The 19,976-nt window shown below is 46.8% G+C and carries 16 protein-coding genes; 11 read left to right on the top strand and 5 right to left on the bottom strand.

The window, feature by feature from the left end; all coding sequences use genetic code 11:
* The 5 genes from F3I09_RS13210 to F3I09_RS13190 form a co-directional block, all read left to right on the top strand.
* Positions 1–2,607, top strand: a 2,607-nt coding sequence (locus tag F3I09_RS13210) for a gliding motility-associated C-terminal domain-containing protein (RefSeq protein ID WP_188133793.1), incomplete at its 5' end; no start/stop codon positions are given.
* Between the two features lie 84 nt (positions 2,608–2,691).
* A complete protein-coding gene (locus F3I09_RS13205; RefSeq protein WP_149695499.1) occupies positions 2,692–3,669 on the top strand; it encodes a type IX secretion system membrane protein PorP/SprF in 978 nt (325 codons plus the stop codon).
* Between the two features lie 45 nt (positions 3,670–3,714).
* Positions 3,715–5,748 (top strand): OmpA family protein, encoded by a 2,034-nt coding sequence (locus F3I09_RS13200; RefSeq protein WP_149695498.1) that lies wholly within the window; start codon positions 3,715–3,717, stop codon positions 5,746–5,748.
* 125 nt (positions 5,749–5,873) lie between these two features.
* On the top strand, positions 5,874–6,095 hold the full coding sequence (locus F3I09_RS13195; protein WP_149695497.1) for a hypothetical protein: 222 nt from the start codon (positions 5,874–5,876) through the stop codon (positions 6,093–6,095).
* Positions 6,096–6,126: 31 nt separating this feature from the next.
* Complete coding sequence (locus F3I09_RS13190) at positions 6,127–7,266, top strand: TlpA disulfide reductase family protein (protein WP_149695496.1); 1,140 nt, start codon at positions 6,127–6,129, stop codon at positions 7,264–7,266.
* An 84-nt stretch (positions 7,267–7,350) separates the two neighbouring features.
* On the opposite strand, the gene F3I09_RS13185 is transcribed toward F3I09_RS13190, so the two are convergent.
* Together F3I09_RS13185 and F3I09_RS13180 are read right to left on the bottom strand one after the other, a co-directional pair.
* Positions 7,351–9,183 (bottom strand): glycoside hydrolase family 9 protein, encoded by a 1,833-nt coding sequence (locus F3I09_RS13185; RefSeq protein WP_149695495.1) that lies wholly within the window; start codon positions 9,181–9,183, stop codon positions 7,351–7,353.
* 217 nt (positions 9,184–9,400) lie between these two features.
* Positions 9,401–10,033, bottom strand: a complete 633-nt coding sequence (locus tag F3I09_RS13180; protein WP_149695494.1) for a tetratricopeptide repeat protein — start codon at positions 10,031–10,033, stop codon at positions 9,401–9,403.
* A gap of 186 nt (positions 10,034–10,219) precedes the next feature.
* On the opposite strand from F3I09_RS13180, the gene F3I09_RS13175 reads away from it, so the two are divergent.
* The 6 genes from F3I09_RS13175 to F3I09_RS13150 all read left to right on the top strand — a co-directional run bounded on the left by F3I09_RS13175 (position 10,220) and on the right by F3I09_RS13150 (position 16,742).
* Positions 10,220–12,229, top strand: coding sequence for a TonB-dependent receptor (locus tag F3I09_RS13175; protein WP_149695493.1), 2,010 nt, complete (start codon positions 10,220–10,222; stop codon positions 12,227–12,229).
* On the top strand, positions 12,229–12,858 hold the full coding sequence (gene pnuC / locus F3I09_RS13170) for a nicotinamide riboside transporter PnuC (RefSeq protein ID WP_149695492.1): 630 nt from the start codon (positions 12,229–12,231) through the stop codon (positions 12,856–12,858). Before F3I09_RS13175 ends, pnuC begins: the two co-directional genes overlap by 1 nt.
* Positions 12,851–13,876 (top strand): AAA family ATPase, encoded by a 1,026-nt coding sequence (locus F3I09_RS13165; RefSeq protein ID WP_149695491.1) that lies wholly within the window; start codon positions 12,851–12,853, stop codon positions 13,874–13,876. Before pnuC ends, F3I09_RS13165 begins: the two co-directional genes overlap by 8 nt.
* 25 nt (positions 13,877–13,901) lie before the next feature.
* Positions 13,902–14,624, top strand: a complete 723-nt coding sequence (locus F3I09_RS13160; protein WP_149695490.1) for a phosphodiester glycosidase family protein — start codon at positions 13,902–13,904, stop codon at positions 14,622–14,624.
* Positions 14,625–14,959: 335 nt separating this feature from the next.
* The gene (locus F3I09_RS13155; protein ID WP_149695489.1) at positions 14,960–15,778 is read left to right on the top strand and encodes an SDR family NAD(P)-dependent oxidoreductase; all 819 of its coding nucleotides are present in this window, start codon (positions 14,960–14,962) and stop codon (positions 15,776–15,778) included.
* Positions 15,779–15,848: 70 nt separating this feature from the next.
* Entirely contained in the window at positions 15,849–16,742 is an 894-nt protein-coding gene (locus F3I09_RS13150; protein WP_149695488.1) for an AraC family transcriptional regulator, read from the top strand.
* A 1-nt stretch (position 16,743) separates the two neighbouring features.
* Here F3I09_RS13150 and F3I09_RS13145 read toward each other — a convergent pair whose 3' ends face one another.
* The 3 genes from F3I09_RS13145 to F3I09_RS13135 form a co-directional block, all read right to left on the bottom strand.
* On the bottom strand, positions 16,744–18,087 hold the full coding sequence (locus tag F3I09_RS13145; RefSeq protein WP_149695487.1) for a glycoside hydrolase family 27 protein: 1,344 nt from the start codon (positions 18,085–18,087) through the stop codon (positions 16,744–16,746).
* A gap of 77 nt (positions 18,088–18,164) precedes the next feature.
* A complete protein-coding gene (locus F3I09_RS13140; protein WP_149695486.1) occupies positions 18,165–19,295 on the bottom strand; it encodes a hypothetical protein in 1,131 nt (376 codons plus the stop codon).
* Entirely contained in the window at positions 19,292–19,927 is a 636-nt protein-coding gene (locus F3I09_RS13135; protein WP_149695485.1) for an ATP-binding cassette domain-containing protein, read from the bottom strand. Before F3I09_RS13135 ends, F3I09_RS13140 begins: the two co-directional genes overlap by 4 nt.
* Positions 19,928–19,976: the final 49 nt, after the last annotated feature.

Below are 19,976 nucleotides of genomic sequence, written 5' to 3'. Positions count from 1 at the left end.
GATGATGACCTGACGGATAATAGCAGCACTACACCTGCTATCACCCCTGCGGCTATCGCTGATATCGTTACTGTGAAGAAACTGAAAGATGCGAGCCAGACTACTTTTGTACCAGGCCAGGATGTAGTATATGTGATCACTGTAACCAACAACGGTCCAAGTGATGCGAAGACTGTAAATGTGAATGATGTTGCACCTGCTGGTACAACTATCAGTGCCTGGACAGCTGCTGTGACAGCAGGTACAGTTACCCTGCCTAACACCAGCGGTACCGGTAACCTGAATGAGACAATTGCAACCTTCCCTGATGGAGCCGTAGTGACTTATGAAGTAACCGTGAAAACTCCTGCTTCTTTCACGGGTAGCCTGAGCAACACAGCGGTTGTAACAAGCGGTACAACTGACCCTACACCGGGTAATAACAGCAATACCTCTTCTTCTACTACACCAGCGTCAAAAGCAGATGTATCTGTAGTTAAGACAACAACAGCTACTGGCTTTACACCTGGTCAGGATGTGGTATACACCATCACTGTTACTAACAATGGTCCAAGTGATGCGAAAAATGTAAATATTAAAGACAATGCGCCAACAGGTACAACTATCAGTTCCTGGACAGCGACAGTAACAACAGGTACTGTTACGTTGCCTAATACCAGCGGTACTGGCAATCTGAATGAGACCATTACTACCCTGTCTAATGGAGCTGTGGTGACCTATAAAGTGACTGTAGTTGTACCGGCTTCATTTGTTGCTAATCTGAGCAATACAGCTGCTGTAACGACTACCAGCCAGGATGATGACCTGACAGATAACAGCAGCACAACGCCTGCTATCTCACCTGCGGCTATCGCTGATATCGTTACCGTGAAAAAGTTGAAAGATGCAAGTCAGACAACCTTTGTACCTGGTGAAGATGTAGTATATGTTATCACAGTGACCAACAATGGTCCAAGTGATGCGAAGACTGTCAACATCAAAGACGATGCGCCTGCTGGTACGACCATCAGTGCCTGGACTGCGGCTGTAACTAATGGAACTGTTACCCTGCCTAATACCAGCGGTACCGGTAACCTGAATGAAACAATTGCCACCTTCCCTGATGGTGCAGTAGTTACCTATGAAGTAACAGTGAAAACACCTGCTTCCTTCTCCGGTAACCTGAGCAACACAGCGGTTGTGACAAGTGGTACAACCGATCCTGCACAAGGTAATAACAACAACACTTCCGCTTCCACAACACCAGCACCTAAAGCTGATGTGGCAGTAGTGAAACAACTGAAGAACGCCGGTCAGACTACCTTCTCGCCTGGTACTGCAGTTGTTTATACTATCAAAGTGACCAACAACGGCCCAAGTGATGCGAAGAATGTCAATATCAAAGACGATGCGCCTGCTGGTACAACAATCAGTGCATGGACCGCGGCAGTAAACAACGGTAGCGTTACCCTGCCTGGTGCCAGTGGTACCGGTAATCTGAATGAGACAATCGCGACCTTACCAAATGGAGCTGTGGTGACCTATGAAGTGACTGTTATGACGCCGGCTAATTTCACCGGAGCATTAAGCAATAGCGCAACAGTACAGAGCAGCACTACAGATGCTACTCCTGGAAATAATACCAGCACTACACCAGGTATCAATCCTGCACCAGGTGCCGACATTGTAACAGTGAAAAGACTGAAAGATGCTACACAGACCACCTTTGTAGCTGGTAAGGAAGTCGCCTATGTGATCACTGTTACCAACAATGGTCCTGGTGATGCAGCCAATGTCAATATTAAAGACATCGCACCTGCGGGTACAACCATCAGCAACTGGACAGCTACTGTGACTGAGGGCACTGTCACCCTGCCTAATACCAATGGCACCGGTGATCTTGATGAAACCATCACAGTGTTGCCAAATGGGGCCGTGGTAACTTATGAGGTGAAAGTACTGACGCCGGAAGGTTTCACCGGTAGCTTGGTGAATGTGGCTGCCGTGACCAGTGAAACACCTGATCCTACAACGGATTGTCCGGCATGTGCTGCGGCGCCTGTTACACCAGCGCCACTGCCGGTAGCTGCTACTGACAACCAGGGTGATGTAAGAGCGGATAATCCGGTGACCATTCCTGTATTGAACAACGATACACCAGGAAATGCTAATACACCGCTTGATCCTGCTTCCCTGGAAATTGTACAACAGCCTGCACATGGATCAATTGTAGTAAATGAAGATGGTACTGTTGTCTACACTCCTGAAAAAGGATATACAGGTCCGGATTCCTTTACCTATAAAGTGAAAGACCAGAACGGTAACTGGAGTAATGTGGCGATAGTAAACCTGAACATCATCCCGAATGAAGTAGAAGTGCCAAACGTGATCACACCAAACGGTGATGGCAGCAATGATAAACTGGTGATCAAAGGACTGGAGAAATTCGTGCAGAATGAGATCGTGATCTACAACCGCTGGAATAATGTGCTTTTCAGAAAGCAGCATTACCAGGGCGAATGGGATGGACAAGGACTGAACGCAGGCACCTATTATTATACTTTGAAGGGGCTGGACGCAAATGGACAATGGCATACCTACAATGGTTACATCATGCTGCTGCGATAAGCATCAGTAAAAACAAGACTGTCGGCAACTGCCGGCAGTCTTGTAATGAATGCCACTCCCTTTTAACAGTAAAAAAAAGAGATCATGAATAACAAGTTTTACAAGATTATTCTACCTATAGTATTCTTCCTATCATTCCAGTCTGCACATGGGCAGCATGATGCACAATTCAGCCAGTATATGTTTAACGGGTTGTACATCAACCCGGCATATGCGGGCTATAAAGAGCAATGGAATGTAAATGTATTCTACCGTACCCAATGGGCAGGATTGCCCGGCGCACCTAAAACCTTCTCCGCTGCAGCAGATGGCGTCATTAATGACGGCAGGGTAGGACTGGGGCTTCAGGTAGTGAACGACCAGCTGGGAGCTGAAAAGAATACCGCCCTGTATGGTACTTATGCATATCGCATTCCACTGGATGCCGATGGTAACAAGCGCCTGGCTATCGGTCTGAGCGCCGGCTTTATACAACAAAGGCTGGACCTGAAAGCACTGAACCCCGCTTCACAGAACGATGCGCTGCTGATGAATGCCAAAGGTACTTCTATGATGCCGGATGCCCGTGTAGGCATCTTCTATAATAGTGAGCGCCTGTTTGCAGGTGTATCTGCGGATAATATCATTTCCGGTTCTTTTCAGAAATCTGATAAACTCAGGACTTACCTTCCGCTGAAACCGAACCTGTTTGTGACTGTAGGTGGCTTATTACCGGTATCCGAGAATATTTCATTCAAACCTTCCCTGCTGGTAAAAGAAGATTTTGCAGGTCCTACCAGTGCTGACCTGAATGCCTTCTTCCTGTTCCATGAGAAATTGTGGATAGGGGCTTCCTACCGTACTGCCGTCTTTAACAAAGGAGACATTGAAAACTCACTGACAAAGTCTGGTGCAATAGCTGGTATGATAGATGTCTTTATCAACAGCAAGCTGCGTATTGGTTATGCTTATGACCAGACTACGAATGGTACGGGAGCGAACAGCTTTTCTACGCATGAGGTATCATTGACTTACACGTGGGCAAATCCAAAAGCAAGGATGTTATCTCCAAGATATTTCTAAGGATGGGAAATCATTGCTTTATTAAAACTGAATATTCTAGCCATTATGAATAGAAAACACTATACCCTTCCTGCACTGTTAAGCACTATGCTGGTCATGGGAATGTTTAAAACAGCAAGTGGACAATATATTATCAAAGAGGCCAACAACCAGGCTACATTATATAACTATGCTTCCGCTATTCCATTATACCAGAAAGCATACAGGAAGAAAGAAACCGTGGAGGCTGTCCGCGGACTGGCAGACAGTTACCGGCGACTGAAAGACTATCCTGCTGCTGTAAGCTGGTATGAAAAGCTGGTAGCCATGCCAGAGCATACTGCGGCAGATGAACTGCATTATGCCGGTATCCTGATGAACAATGAGAAGTATGCTGCTGCCAAAGAAGTATTGACAGGCTACCTGAGTAAAACGCCTGGTGATAAAATAGCGGAAAGCATGATAGCCGGTTGTGACAGCGCTGTGAAATGGCTGGCAGCTCCGGTAAGGGGAGATATGGAAAACCTGAAAGGACTGAACAGTGAATGGTCTGACTGGAGCACTGCCTTCAGGAACGGGAAAGTGATCTTTGCTTCTGACCGTCCTTACGACTCCCTGCGCCGTGATGCGCTTTTCAGCAACACAAACATCAAAAGAAAATACTACGGTTATACTGGTAACAGTTATCTGCACCTCTATGAAAGTAAGGGGCTGGATAGCGGCAGTGTACTGCTCATGGCCCGTGCGGTGAATGGCGACTACCACAGTGCTGACGCCAGTTATACTGCTGACGGAAAAACCTGTTATTATGCAGTGACCGACCTGGCCAGAAAGCGTGGCAGCCTGTTGGGGAAAGAGCAGCCTTATACCCTGAATATCGAACTCAGAACACAGCAATGGGATGAGAATAAAGGCATCTGGCAACAGGGCCCGGCTTTCCCTTATAATGAGATCTTTAATTATTCTGTTGGTGACCCGTTTATCAGCGCAGACGGAAAGACGCTCTATTTTGCAGCAGACTATGGCGAGAAAGGGAATGGCGGAACAGACATCTATTATAGCTCGCTGGATGCGAACGGCCAGTGGCAACTGCCTGTTAATATGGGACCTGGCATTAACGGTGCTGGCAATGAGCGTTCTCCGATGTTTGACAGTACCGGCATATTTTACTTTTCAACGGATGGCCGTCCTGGCCTGGGTGGATTGGATATATTCAAAGCTGCCAAAGTAAATGGCGCCTGGGAAGTGCAAAATATGGGCGTACCGGTAAACAGTGCGCAGGACGATTTTGCTCCTGCCTACAACGGTACCAACACCATGTACTTTTCTTCCAACAGGAAAGGCGGAAAAGGTAGTGACGATCTCTATCGCTTCACGCCTGCAAAGATCCTTGTTTTCAGCCTGGAAGGTAAAGCGCTGAACAAGAAAACGAATGCACCATTGGGGGAGGCACAGATCACCCTGCGTAATAAAGAAACTGGCGCTGTAAAGAATATAACTACTGACAGTGAAGGTAATTTTCATTTTGCATTGGACAGTTTGTCTGCTTATGGCCTGGATGGAGAAAAGGCCTTGTTTAGACCAGAAACAGGGGTTGCGGTTCTTACCAAAGGATTGACTGAATCCGCAGTATTGCACCGCGACCTCTATCTGGAGAAGATAGAAGTGGTGGCAGTGGAGAGCAAACCAAAAGATCCGGTACCTGCTAAGGGGGTAGGCGCTCCTGCGAAGATAGACCTGGCAGGAAAGTTCAATCCGAAGAACATTTACTTCGATCTGGGTAAGGCTGACGTACGTCCGGATGCTGCAAAAGAGCTGGATAAACTGATCAATCTTATGAAGGAGAATCCATCCTGGAGAGTGGATATGTCTTTCCATACGGATAGCCGTTCAGATGATAACTACAACATGAAACTATCCCAGCGCCGTGCTGCATCTACCCTGGCTTATTTCCTGTCTAAAGGCATTGATAAAAAGCGACTGACGGCAAAAGGCTATGGGGAAACGAGGTTGATCAACCGTTGTGCAAATGGTGTGCATTGCCCGGAAGCAGAACATCAGGCAAACCGTAGAACTGAATTTGTCATTTTTGAAAGATAAGCCGCTGATCATCAGCTTATCTGTGATCAGTTGGTGGTTTTTGAGTTGAGGATTGCCCCTCTCGTCTTTGCAGGTGAGAGGGGCAATCTTTTTTCCCTAACTTTATGTACAAGCATAAACCCCACATGGCAGAACAAAAAACCAAACCAACGCAACAGACAGTAGCAAGCTTCCTGGAAGGTGTGCCTGACGAAAATGTGAGGAAAGATTGTTTTGATCTCGTACAGTTGATGGAAAAAGCAACCGGTTTCCCTCCCACCATGTGGGGTGCCAGTATAGTCGGGAAGAAGATGTTTATAGCTTTAATATTCGTTAACAATCTTTATTGTTTTCATTTATTAGCTTAGAGGCAAACCAACCAACTTACTAAAATCAACCATGAAAAAACAAGTTTTGCTCTTTGTGGCGCTATTACCCATGCTCGCAAAGGCCCAATCCAACACTTTTACCATTACAGGTAAAATAGGTCATCTTAACGCACCCGCCAGAGTTTATCTCGACTACACTGATTTCCTGAATGCCGGAGGTGGCAGGGAAGATTCTGTAGATGTAGTGGACGGCACCTTCAAATTTACAGGAGAATTGTCCGGAGTAGCTACCTGCCGTATGGCGCTGGCACATAACGGAGACGGGAAAATGAAGGCGGTGTACACAGGAGATGTGATCTATTTCCAGTTTGGTAAAGAGAATATCGTCATCAGCTCGAAAGACTCTCTGAGCAATGCTGTATTTACCGGTTCTAAAGTACATGAGGAGGAAGATGCTTATAACAAAGTGATCGGCGGTACCATCATGTCTATTACCAAAAATGCAAATTATGATTTTGCATCAGGTACGGAAGCACAGCGGGCTGATTCCAATTTTTTAAAGGCTGTTGATCAGCGGTTCCGCCAGCGGGTGGCTGACAGGACAGAGAAACAGGTACAGTTTGCGAAAGAACATCCGAATTCCGTTTTCGCATTGGTGGCATTATCAGAAGCGCTGACCTTTAAAAAGGATATGGCAGAGATCACGCCTGTCTACAATGCACTGAATGCGAAATATCGTAATTCCAAAAAAGGGAAGGAAGTGGATCAGCGTATCAAGTCGGTACAGCTGACTACCAAAGGAGCTGTGGCGCCCATCTTTACAATGAAAGATGTGAAGGGAAATCCGGTTTCACTGAAAGACCTGAGAGGGAAAACAGTGCTGCTGGAGTTTTGGGCAAGCTGGTGTAGTCCCTGCCGCGCGGAGAACCCCAACCTGAAGGAACAGTACAAGCTGTATAAGGAGAAAGGTTTTGAGATCCTGGCAGTATCCCTGGACAGTGATAAGAAGAAATGGGAAGAAGCGATCGAGAAAGACGGCGTACCCTGGATCCATGTATCTGACCTGAAAGGATGGTCTAACGAAGCGGGCATACTATACGGTGTAACAGCAGTGCCGGCCGGTTTCCTGATCGGTCCTGACGGAAAGATCATCGGAAATAACCTGAGAGGAGAATCGCTGAACAAGAAATTAGCAGAATTGCTGAACTAGTGATAAAGGGGATTTAATTTAAAAGAGCCTGTATTCTTTTGGATACAGGCTCTTTTTATCTGGGTACCTGATGTGGACGGATAATTATTCATTCACTGCAACAGCCAGCAGATACCAGGCTGCATGTGGCAACCATTGTTCCGCCCAGCGCCAGTCATAATCCTTCTTTGTCATAGCATAAGACAGATTAAAGTCTATATCATCCTCATTTTCCAGTCCGGAAGTGATCCCGTTCACGATGCCTCCCGGAGCATTGGTATATTCAAAAGTGCCAAAGAAACCATAGGCAGGGTTATTATGCCCCGTTCCCTGCAGCATACAGGCGTCAAAGGGATTCAGTCCCAGTATCCAGTTCAGCTGGTTCAGGGCAAAGTTCTCCAGGCTGTCATGGAATGGGTTGTCTTCCTTAAAGAACTGTGCAGCCATTCTGGCGGCGGTAGCAACAGAACCGAGTCTTGCGTTTTCGCCCTGCCACCAGGGAGAAGCCTCACTGCCATGCGGGAAGAAGAAGGCTGTTTTCCTGACGCCGGAGGTGTCTTCGGTATATTGCCGGCTGTATCCGAATGGATTGTTTACTTCGGCTGTTAACGCCAGTTCATATTGCATGTATTTCCGGATAGTCGTTTTCAGTGATGCCTGTACGTCAGCTGTAGCCAGCGGATAGAAATTCAACAGGCTAACGATAGGCAATCCGGCGTCAGAAGGATGGAAGAAGGGCCTGTCTTTGTCATCCGCCCTGAAGTAGTTGTATTTGCCATTGCTGATCAGGCGCTTTATAAGCTGATTTGCGCGCTTATTAGCAGCCTCGAGGTATAAGGGCTTCTTAGTCGCTTTATACAGCTCTGTTGCGGCACTAAGGGCGCAATAATCATCTACGATATTCTCCTTGCCATCATTGGTCATTAATGGATTCTCTTTTTCCAGGAAGGCGAAGGCATCTTCTGCTGCTTTCAGATAATCCTTGTTGGTGTATTCACCGGAGGTATCATAAGTGGCGGCTATCGCCAATGCGGCAATAGAGAGGCCGGCGCCGGAACGGTAACTGGACTGGTAACTGCGCCAGTTGTTGGTTTCAGTGGCAATGCCGGCGCCCAGGGTCTGGTCTTTGGACTGTTTGATCCTATAGCCTTTGTTCTCCGCCTGTATGGAGCGGTCCCTGGCCAGTTTGCCGGGACCTGGTGCTGACACGGAGCGGTAGAACGAACCGTTGGGGGCCTTCAGTCGTACCAGGTAATCTGCGCCATACATGGCTTCGTCCAGTACCCGCCGGATATACTGCCTGTAGTCAGTGCCCGGTTTCTTTTTCAGCAGATCATAAGTTTTCAGCAGGCTCCATACGGTAAGTGATACCTGCTGTGGATTGAAGTAGCTGGAAAAGGAAAGGTGAGAGAGATGTTTGCCATAGTCGCCGGTGGCGTCATACCAGCCGCCATGCGCATCAATGGTATCGGTTGTCTTTCCCGACAGCAATAAGTGATGGTCTGCCTGGTCCAGCAGGCCGGAACTTCGCTGTCCTTTGAAATAATAAATCACATCGGAGATGGTAGCCTGTTCCAGCACATTTTTGCCGATAGTGAAGGGATAAGACTGAACGGGCTGACCGGCAGTCATCGCCCTTAAAAAATAGTAGCCCGGCGTCTTATAATCACTGAAGTCGATGGTCCAGAACTGCCAGTTTTTCCATTTGTTGACCGGACCACTGTAAACGGGTTTCCCGGTATATACTTTCCGGCCTGTTGTGGCGTCCACCAGTTCAAAATTTCCTACGGCGACTTTGTTTTCCGCCATCATGATGGCGTGTTTGGATTTGCTGTACTCGTATCCAATGTGGTTAGTAATTAGTTTTGTGGACTGTGCTGTTACTATTCCCGGCCATAACAGGAAGAGAAACAGTACAAGCGTGCTGAAAGATCTCATGGTCATAATTTATGGAGAGGTGATGATATAAGCGGACGATACAATAACGTACCCTAATATAAGTCAGGGGGCCCGTAGATTTTGCTTTTTTTACACAGGTGGGTGTCAGGGATCAGGGAATGGGTGATCAAAGAACCAGGAGGAAGAGAGACTGTACGTTACCTGCTCCCGCCAACTGGCGGGGGTGGAATAGGGTAGAAGCCGGTGATGGGAGCTTTCAGGAATACTGGCTGTGGGTCATGATTTCCCGCAATTGCATGGAGGCGGCACTGTTTCCCAGCCTGGCGGCACGCTCGAAATAATATTTCGCCCAGCGTTGGGATTTCCTGACACCATCGCCGTGTTTATAACACAGTCCCAGGTTGTAAAGCGCCTTTGGATCGTCTTTGGCCGCAGCTTTCTTATACCAGAACACAGCTTTCTGCTCGTCTTTCCTTACGCCATAGCCATAGAAATAACAATATCCCAGGTCTCTTTCGGCCTCCGTGTCTCCCTGGGCAGCGGCCAGTTGGTACCAGTAGACGGCTTTCTTATCGTTCTGTTTCACTACTTCGCCCTCCCGGTAAAAGAACCCGATATTATACTGGGATTCCATATGGCCCTTCAGGGCTGCCTTTAAATACCATTTGTACGCAATAGCAGGGTCTTTCTCAACACCACGGCCATAATCATAGCAGGTGCCAAGGTAGAACTGCGCCCTCAGGTGGCCAGCCGAGGCGGCGGAAAACCATAGCAGCACAATTTGTCGCCAGTTCTTTCTCTGCGTGTCCGTTTCAAAAGCCAGGTGATAACCCAACAGGAACCGTCTGTTCTGTTCCAGCTTGTTGAGAAGTGGTGCATCGCTTTTCATATCGTAATATTTGGGATAAAAAGCATTCTAAGGTAGAGATTGATGGTATGGCATAGCTTGCGCCGGACGATAAATATAAACATTATTTTCACCCGGAGTGTCATTTACCCTAACAACTAACACGAACATGTTAATCGATCTCTCAACTGTCTTAATACATTTGTGTAATTATTACAATTTTTACCTATGCCCGTTTTTAGTCATGTGAGAGCTATCACTGTTTCAGCCCTGTTATTGCCTTTGTTAGCCAATGCCCAGGATACTTTAACGAACAGAAAAGACAGCAGTCAGCATTTAAAGGAGATCGTAGTTACCTATCAGGCTGGTAGCGCTACCCCTGTTACATACCAGAACCTCAATATGAAAGTGCTGGATGAAAAGAACACCGGCCAGGAGCCGTCCTTTCTCTTATCAGAAACGCCTTCCATTACGGTATATTCCGATGCCGGTAACATGCAGGGATATTCCTATTACCGTCTGAGAGGGATGGACCAGACCCGGATCAACACCACCCTGGACGGCATGCCGCTAAATGAACCGGAAGACCAGGGCGCCTATTTTTCCAATTACCCGGATATCCTGAATTCGGTAAGCCGCCTGCAGGTGCAGCGGGGAGTAGGTACGTCCAAGAACGGGGCTGCCAGTTATGCGGGTAGTGTACAGTTATTTTCGCCGGAGGCAGGGAATACCGCCAGCACCAATCTCGGTATTGGATATGGCTCCTACAACAGCTTCAGGGTATTCGCAGAGCACCAGAGCAGCGTCAGGAACAGGAAATCATTGTATGTACGCGCTTCGCAGGTATATACGGAAGGCTATAAATATCATTCATCCAACAACTCCCAGTCTGTATTTGTCAGCGGAGGATTGTATTACGATAAAAGCACCTGGAAGCTCAATATTGTAGCCGGACACCAGCAGAATGGCATGGCCTGGCTGGCGGTAGCAGATTCCCTGATCAGGAAGGACCGGAAGTCTAATGCCAATACGAAAGATGAGAAGGACCGCTTCTTCCAGGGACTGGTACAATTGCAGAACGTGTGGCAACCTACCAGCCATGTGACGGTTAGCTCCAGTCTGTATTACACTTACCTGAAAGGAGGCTATGATTTTGACCTGAATAATTATCTTGGTTTAGAAAGTGATGGAAACCTGTTCAATTATGACTTCCGCTCACATTTTGGAGGGTTCTTCAGTAATTACACACTGACTTACGACCGCTTTAAATGGACAAGTGGCATACATGGCAACCTGTATACCCGCCAGCATACCGGTACTGATAACTGGCTGGGCAGGTTATATCGGAATGACGGTTACAAGAATGAAATCAGTGCCTTCAGCAAAATTGAATATTCGCTGCACCGTTTTACGCTGTATGCAGATCTGCAATACCGCTATACCACTTTTGACTATAAAGGCAGTGTGGCTTTTGATAAAATGAACTGGCATTTCCTGAATCCCAAAGCCGGTGCAAGCTTCGCTGTAAATGATCATGCGAGTATTTACTACAGTGCCGGAAGAACAGGCAGGGAGCCGACACGTAATGACATCTTTGGAGGAAATGATGATCTCACTGCCGATAGTACGGGTAAGGCAATCATCTACAACCGTGATGCAGAGTCGGTAGTAGATCATGAACTGGGCATACGTTTTCAGCAACGCAATTTCACCCTGCACCTGAATGGCTATTATATGGATTTCAAAAATGAGATCGTGTTAAACGGGCAGGTAGGCCCCAACGGACTGCTGCTGACCAATAAAGTGAAAAGCAGTTACCGTACAGGTATTGAGTTGTATGCGGCCTACCAGCTGAATGCTTTCACTTTTACAAACAACTCTTCATTCAATCATAGCCGTATTAAGGAGCAGGAAACATCCTTCAGTCCCATATTAACGCCTGCACTGATCATCAACCAGGAGGTGGCTTATCACCACCAGCACCTGGGACTGGCAGTATCAGGCCGGTATCAGCATCGTGCGTATATAGATTTTGCGAATGAAGCGGCTGTAAAAGGATATGTGTTGCTGAATGCGCGGGCACAGTATACACTTGGCGCTTGTACCCTGTCAGTTTTTGTCAATAACATTTCCGGCGCTAAGTATTACAATGATGGATATGTAGAAGCAGACGGCACCAGGAAGTATTTTGTACAGGCGCCACGGAATATGTATGTTGCATTTAAATACAGCTTCTGATGAATTTCTTTGACGTTACTAATATTGCTATTCGTGTACTTGGATACCCTATCAGTTATATTGAACTGATAGGTACGGTCTTTGGATTGATCTCTGTATACTATGCGTCAAAAGCCAATGTACTGACCTGGCCTACAGGCATTATCAACGAGATAGCTTTGTTTGCGTTATTCTTCCAGATACAGTTGTATGCCGACATGCTGTTACAGGTTTTCTTCCTGGTGGTGACAGTCTTTGGCTGGTATAACTGGCAAAATAAAACGGAAGAAGTACCCATCAGCCGTATGCCGGGCAGGATGGTGGTTGTATATGGTATAACATTGCTGGCAGGCACTATACTGACAGGCATAATTATTCAACAGTTCCATCACTGGATGCCGGCTTATTTTCCATTACCTGCCACTTATCCTTTTGCGGATTCCTTTGTGATGGTGGCCAGTATGCTGGCTACTTTCCTGCTGGCAAAGAAACGGATAGAGACATGGATACTGTGGATTGTGGTAGATGTAGTGAGCGTTGTATTGTATCTCATAAAAGGGGTTTATTTTTTATCATTGGAATACGTAGTGTTTTTAGGACTGGCCACCTACGGATTGTTGCAATGGCGGAAAAAAATGGCGTATGCGTAAAGGCTTTGTTTTCGGAAAATTTATGCCCTTTCATAAGGGACATGAGGCCATGATCAGGTTTGCCTTGTCTCATTGCGATATTGTATCAGTACTGGTTTGTTGCAGTAACCGGGAGGTATTGCCCGCAGCGCTGCGTCAATCCTGGCTGGAAGCTACCTTCCGGGATGAGCCCCGGGTAAAGGTGCTGGTATACCAGTATGACGAGCACTCATTGCCCAATACTTCTGCAACATCTGCATCCGTATCAGCGGTTTGGGCAAAGGAGTTCAAACAACTTTTCCCTGATCATAACATAGTCGTTACATCCGAGCCTTATGGGGAACTGGTAGCCGGTTATATGGGGATTACACATATACCTTTTGATATGCAGAAAAACCAGTTTCCGGTGTCTGCAACGAAAATAAGAGCGAATCTACCTGCCACCTGGGCATACCTGCCGGAAAGTGTAAAGGCTTCCCTGATTACAAAAGTCGTTCTGCTGGGAACTGAGTCGACAGGAAAGACGACGCTGACAGGCAGACTGGCAGCTCACTTTAACTGTAGTGCCGTGATGGAAGCAGGCAGGGATATCGTAGCTGATTCCAATGATTTTGGGATCGGCGACTTATACCTGATAGCCAGAGAACATGCCCGACGTATCAATGCGCAGGCAATAGGAGAGAGCCCTTTACTGATCATTGATACGGATATTCATATCACCTTGTCGTACGGCGAATATGCTTTCGGGGAGCTGCTGGATTTAGATAGGGCCATCTACGACAGTAATAAAGCGGACCTGTATCTTTACCTGAATAATGATGCCCCTTATATACAGGACGGAACCCGCTTAGGGGAGGACGACCGGAATCTGCTAGATCTGTCACATCGCCGTGTGCTGAAGAAAAGCGGTATTACCTATGAAGAGGTCCGGGGGGACTGGGACGAACGTTTTGAACAGGCAGTCGTGCTGATAGAACAGCTGATGCAGCAAAGGATGGAGAATTGGCTTTCTTTTACCGGGCGGCTGCAACACGTATGAGCCTTTTTTAATAATTTACAGGTATATGAAACGAGCCTTTCTATCCCTGACATTAGTTTTGTTAACGGTCATTGCCGTCGCTATTATACATAAGAATACTATTGACGATGACATTGTAAGTTATACCGTGGACCCCAGGATACAGGACCTCCGCTTTTACTGGAAAGACGATAAGGGGCAACCTTTGAGCAGTATTCAACATCTGAAAGATTTACTTGCAGAACAACATCTCAAGCTGGTATTTGCAACCAATGGCGGTATGTTTAAACCTGACCAATCACCGGTAGGACTTTTTATCAGACAGCAGGTTGCAGAAACTCCCCTGGATACAACATCCGGGAATGGGAACTTTTATCTGAAGCCCAACGGAGTACTGTACATCACTAAAGAAAGGAAGGCTGTCATATGTACCACTTCTGAGTTTAAATATAGTAAGCAGATCGGGTACGCCACACAGTCCGGACCCATGCTGCTCATCAATGGTATTATTCATCCTGCTTTTAAAAAAGGCTCTGCCAATGTAAATGTCCGGAATGGCGTTGGCTTGCTGCCTGACGGCAGGCTGGTCTTTGCGATGTCAAAGTCGGGTATCAATTTCTATGATTTCGCTGATTACTTTAGACGCCTGGACTGTAAGCAGGCGCTATACCTGGATGGTTTTGTATCAAGAACATATCTGCCGGCACAGAACTGGATACAGACAGATGGTAATTTCGGGGTGATCATCGGGGTAAGTGAGCCGGAATAAAAACAGCATGATGGCCTTATGCCACCATGCTGTAAGATGATATCTGGTTTCCGTTGTTTTCTCAATCGTAGTCGGTAAGTCTCATTGCAAATACGCACCTGGTGGAACGTTTTCATAAGATCGATAGCAGGCTTATATAGCCCCGGTGCTTAATAAGGCGTGCAAAGTAGAGATTCTGATGATGTTTAAAGCGTATCCTGTATTAACTGATTCTTAACATATTGTTACGTGAGGTGCTCTCAACCCTTACGTCAAAATGTATCTTTATTCCCGACTTTTGTATAAATTAAGCTTACGCGCCCGAAATAGCTTTGTGTCATTAAATCATTGATACAATGGCAAAGACAATTTTTATAACCGGTGCGTCCCGTGGATTTGGTAAGTTATGGGCAGAAGCCTTCCTGAAAAGAGGAGATAAAGTAGTTGCTACGGCAAGGAACCTTGATACATTAAAAGACCTTGTAAAGCAATATGGTAACAATATTCTGGCCCTGGAACTGGACGTAAACAGCAGAGAGGCTGGTTTTGCAGCCGTAGCAAAAGCAAAAGCACATTTTGGCAGGATCGATGTTTTGATCAACAATGCCGGTTACGGCTTATTTGGCGCAGTGGAAGAAACAAGCGAAGAGGACGCAAGGGCCCAGATGGAAACGAACTTCTTCGGCCTTCTCTGGCTCAGTCAGGCAGTATTACCGGTGATGAGGGAACAGAAAAGCGGTCATATCATCCAGGTATCCAGCGTGCTCGGACTGGTAACATTGCCTGTGCTTGGTTTGTATAATGCTTCTAAATTTGCAGTAGAAGGACTGAGCGAAACACTGGCCACAGAGGTAAAACAATTCGGGATCAACGTTACCATGGTAGAACCTAACGGCTATTCAACAGACTGGGCTGGCGCATCAGCTTCCCAGACCCAGGGACTGGAATTATATGGCCCGTTGAAACAGGCTTTCTCAGAAGGCACTACTCCTGATATGTGGGGTAAGCCAGAAGCAACGGTTGATGCTATCCTGAAAGTGGTAGACAGTCCTAATCCTCCCTTGCGCGTATTGTTTGGTAAGGTGGCGTATAATCTTGTAAAAGAGGTGTATGCACAACGCCTGGACAGCATAGAGGAATGGAAGGATGTGTCCCTGACCGCTCACGGGCATTAATAAAATTAACGTAAAACAATATTTGCCGGAACTGTGTTCTACACATAGTTCCGGTTTTAAATCAGATCATATGAAACACTACAGCAACCTGAGTGACCTGCATCGTGAGAATGGGTTTGCTCCCCCTGAGAATCCGCTGTTCAGTATTTTTCGCTGTGACAAAAGTTGTAACATAGGCGATCGCGAATTCACCAGCGATTTTTACATGATCGGGTTCAAGAAACTGAAAGCCGGGGTCATCAAGTATGGAAGAACAGCGTATGATCATCAGAATGGTTCCATGTCCTTTATCAAGCCAAGACAGATCATACAGATGATCGGACTGGAATTTGAAGTGGACGGCTTTCTATTGTTCATTCATGAAGACTTCATCAACGGACATGTTCTCCATTCGGAGATCAAAAAATACAGCTTCTTTGACTATGAAGTAGATGAGGCGTTGCACCTGTCTCCCAAAGAAGAAGAGATCATCTGGGACCTCTACAGAAAGATTGAGATAGAGTATCATAACAACCAGGATGAATACAGCCGGAACATCATACTGTCGCATATCGCGAGTATCCTGCAGTATTCCGAGCGCTTTTACAGACGGCAGTTCATTCACCGTGCCAACATCGCCGGTAAGATGGTTTCTAAATTCAATGCTATTCTGGCGGAGTATTTTAACGGGGGCCTTTTACAGGATAAGGGTCTGCCCTCAGTAAACTATATGGCCGAACAGTTACATGTCTCTCCCCGTTATTTAAGCGACCTGCTGAAGCAGGAAACAGGCAAGACCGCCATAGACCTGATACATATATCCCTGATCTCAGAGGCAAAAAACCTGCTGAAATCGGCTGATCAGAGTGTGGCGGAAATAGCCTATAACCTGGGATTCGAGAATCCTCCCTACTTCTCCCGTTTGTTTAAAAAAGAAGTAGGGATGAGCCCCAATCAGTTTAAACGGCAGGCAACGGGCATATAGCTTATTTTCCGGTAATAAGGTACAGTCCTGCTCCATGGGCATTGATGTCCGGAGCAAAAGTGCCGGAGAATTTTCCCAGTACTTTACCCGTCCACAGGTCCGTAACGGTACAGGAAGACGGGAAGCCGTAGGATGACAGATCAACTGTAAGTGGCATTTTCTGTTCTGTTCTATTGAAAACAGCCAGGTATTTACCCGGTTTGTCAGTCGGTTCAGCTGTCCAGATTGCCTTGGTAGAGTCATTGAGAACAGGCTTATTGTTCCTGCTCTTATTCAGGACAGACAATACATTTTTATTAGTTATCAGGGAAAGCGTGAAAGGGTCATTATCCGGCAGGTTACCACCAAACATCAGCGGCGATCTGAAAATGGACCAGAGCGTCATCAGGGTATATTGTTCGTCATGCGTAAAAGCACTCATACGCGGATTACCCACTTCTGCACGGATACCGATACGTCCCAGCGGTAACATATCTCCATCAGGCCATGCACCTGGCGCACGCCACTGATTCCAACGTTCAAATACTTCAAAATGCTCGTTCAATGGTTTCCAGTTATCCCAGAAATCGTTCACAGTACGCCACATATTGGCATGTTGTTGTACATGCGCTGCATGCGCAATCGGCGTTTCCCCTGGAGAAGTGCTTAATACGATCTTACGGCCGGTACGCGTAATGGCTTTCCGGATCATTTCTATTTCCTCTGTGAAATAAATAGGGGCAGAGAGGTCATCCACTTTCACAAAATCAAGTCCCCAGGAGGCATACAGCTCGAAGATCGAATTGTAATATTCCTGTGAGCCTTCCTTGCCGGGTACGATGGTGTACATATCGTGCAGCCATTTGCACTGGTCATTTTCGGAGTAGATGTCTTTGGCAGTCGCTTTACTCCCTTTAATAGGCAGTCCCTGCTTTACAGCGATCACCGGAATACCCCGCATAATATGGATACCGAATTTCAGTCCCTTGCTGTGCAGGTAGTCAGCCAGTGGCTTAAAACCCTTCCCGCCTGCAGCGGAAGGAAAGCGGGCAACAGACGGTGTGAAGCGGCCGTATGCATCTATATTATAGTCAGGATTGGTTTCATTATAACCGTGGGATTTGTCATTGGTCACATACCAGCGGATGTCTACTACAATATATTCCCAGCCATATTTTTTCATATTGCGCGACATATAATCCGCATTGGCTTTTACTTCGGTCTCTGTAATGGTAGGACCATAACAATCCCAGCTGTTCCAGCCCATAGGAGGTGTGGCAGCCCAGGTGTGGAAGTCATTCTTTTGTTGTGCAAATGCAGCACAACTCAAAAGAGCAAAGGCGCTGATAAGTATCGAGTTTTTCATTGCTCCAAAATAATAATAAAAAGTGTTAAAAGGACATTTAAATGATATTTTTTATAGACACAGCATGGAGTTATTGATTATTCAATAGGTGGTAATTTATAATATCTGGAGTAAAAGAGTCCATATGCGAAGAGTAGCATCACAACCGCGGATTGCCATAAATATCCATACATAATCAGCCAGAACAAGGTAATATATACCCCGAAAATTACCGGAAGGTAGACATTCATATTTAACCCCAGCCAATATAACAGACACCGGAAGCATAACATAGTGCTGATGGCATATACCAGCAGGAGGATGGTCATCAGCGGAGGGGTGGTAGCAGCCAGGAAAACGATCTCCGGTAACAATAACAACAAATAACGAAAGGTCATGTAGAGGAAATGCCTGTTGCGGCTATAAGGGAATGTCCTGGAAAAGGCCATTGTCATTACTTCAAAACGGTGCTCCTGGTAGATCAGGTAAAGATGTCCGGTTATGGCGGTCAGTACCAGCAGGCCGGACACACGGGTATCAAGCCGGTTGCCGGAAAACATTGAATAGGCGCCGCTGGCGAGGCAGAAAAGGGAGAATACCTTGGTCAGGAGAGCCCCCAGTTTTATTCTATGCAGGATGTGGTAAAGGAACAGGCTGAAAAAAGGTTTCTTCCAGCGTATTGGGAGCCGCATTGTAATAGGCGCAGGGGTACCGGTAGATAGTCTGTTGGCCAGCCACACATAGAGGGCTGCGCTGACAGTAATCAGCAGGAACAGGTACAATAGGGTGATAAACGGCAGGAGATAGTGGTGATTGACAATCCCGAATACTACCGACAGCAGCCCATAAGCCGTAATAGGTAATGCGATCACGAACTGCATCCACCACCAGCTACGGAGTTGCCTGAATTTACTGAGGGCGGTGCTGCTATAGTACAGGAAGCCGTTTTCAGTGACCGTCAATTGTCCTGTTACATATTGCCAGCTTTTTACTGTATACAGCAGCCAGGCAGTGAAAATCGCGGTCATCGCCACCGGGTTGCTGATAAACGTCATCATCACGATCAACTCGTATAGCTGAAAGGTGTCGTGAGACATGGTGCCGGCAGGAGTGATCAGGATGGAATAACTGATCACTACTACAAAGAAGAACAATAGTGATCCGGCATTTGCCCGGAAAAAGCCCCGGGAGAATATTTTGGTCAGTACAACTGATAGTGGCGAGATCATCCGGGAAGCCATTTTACTGTTTTATCTGCTACATGAAGCGTACCACTGATGCTTAGTGTATTTTGTTCCAGTGGCTGATGGGAGGACAACAGGAAGGAGGTACCCTGTGTCTGTTGCCGTTCCTTTATCCAGTCATAGAGAATAGCCAGTGACGCTGTATCTAAAGTGATCAGTGGTTCATCCAGCAGTATCAGGTTGGGCGTGCCCATAAATGCCAGCAACAGGGATAGCTTTTTAAGCATACCACTGGAATAGGCGCCTAAAGGCTGATCAAGATATGCCTGCATCTGCATGCTTTCCAGGTAGGGCGCCTCTTGTCCGGCGGGCGCCTGCCTGGCGGTCATGAAGAGCGCCACCATTTCCCTGCCGGTCAGGAACTCCGGGAATACCGGTTCGGCTTCTGCAAAGCTGATGCGCCTGCGGTAGTCGACAGGTTGCTTTTTGATGCTGGTATTATCCAGCAGGATATCTCCCGAGAAATCAATAATACCGGCAATCGCTTTCAGCAATGTGCTCTTCCCGGAACCATTGGCCCCTTTGATCCAGTAAATGCCCGGCCTTATTTCAAGCCGGGGAATATGCAGGACGGGATTGTGATTGTAAGACTTTTCGAAATCTGCCAGGTGCAGCATATGTCGGATTTCAGTTATAGCCTAAATATAATATGATCCATGCGCCGGT

The sequence above is a fragment of the Chitinophaga sp. CF418 genome (assembly GCF_900142925.1).
GTDB lineage: Bacteria > Bacteroidota > Bacteroidia > Chitinophagales > Chitinophagaceae > Chitinophaga.
This window is presented reverse-complemented; position numbering and strand designations above follow the sequence as displayed.

Excerpts from the sequence above, each read along its gene's own strand:
- F3I09_RS13205 (WP_149695499.1), top strand. The coding sequence starts at position 2,692 with ATGAATAACAAGTTTTACAAGATTATTCTACCTATAGTATTCTTCCTA.
- F3I09_RS13200 (WP_149695498.1), top strand. The coding sequence starts at position 3,715 with ATGAATAGAAAACACTATACCCTTCCTGCACTGTTAAGCACTATGCTG.
- F3I09_RS13195 (WP_149695497.1), top strand. The coding sequence starts at position 5,874 with ATGGCAGAACAAAAAACCAAACCAACGCAACAGACAGTAGCAAGCTTC.
- F3I09_RS13190 (WP_149695496.1), top strand. The coding sequence starts at position 6,127 with ATGAAAAAACAAGTTTTGCTCTTTGTGGCGCTATTACCCATGCTCGCA.
- F3I09_RS13185 (WP_149695495.1), bottom strand. The coding sequence starts at position 9,183 with ATGAGATCTTTCAGCACGCTTGTACTGTTTCTCTTCCTGTTATGGCCG.
- F3I09_RS13180 (WP_149695494.1), bottom strand. The coding sequence starts at position 10,033 with ATGAAAAGCGATGCACCACTTCTCAACAAGCTGGAACAGAACAGACGG.
- F3I09_RS13175 (WP_149695493.1), top strand. The coding sequence starts at position 10,220 with ATGCCCGTTTTTAGTCATGTGAGAGCTATCACTGTTTCAGCCCTGTTA.
- pnuC (WP_149695492.1), top strand. The coding sequence starts at position 12,229 with ATGAATTTCTTTGACGTTACTAATATTGCTATTCGTGTACTTGGATAC.
- F3I09_RS13165 (WP_149695491.1), top strand. The coding sequence starts at position 12,851 with ATGCGTAAAGGCTTTGTTTTCGGAAAATTTATGCCCTTTCATAAGGGA.
- F3I09_RS13160 (WP_149695490.1), top strand. The coding sequence starts at position 13,902 with ATGAAACGAGCCTTTCTATCCCTGACATTAGTTTTGTTAACGGTCATT.
- F3I09_RS13155 (WP_149695489.1), top strand. The coding sequence starts at position 14,960 with ATGGCAAAGACAATTTTTATAACCGGTGCGTCCCGTGGATTTGGTAAG.
- F3I09_RS13150 (WP_149695488.1), top strand. The coding sequence starts at position 15,849 with ATGAAACACTACAGCAACCTGAGTGACCTGCATCGTGAGAATGGGTTT.
- F3I09_RS13145 (WP_149695487.1), bottom strand. The coding sequence starts at position 18,087 with ATGAAAAACTCGATACTTATCAGCGCCTTTGCTCTTTTGAGTTGTGCT.
- F3I09_RS13140 (WP_149695486.1), bottom strand. The coding sequence starts at position 19,295 with ATGATCTCGCCACTATCAGTTGTACTGACCAAAATATTCTCCCGGGGC.
- F3I09_RS13135 (WP_149695485.1), bottom strand. The coding sequence starts at position 19,927 with ATGCTGCACCTGGCAGATTTCGAAAAGTCTTACAATCACAATCCCGTC.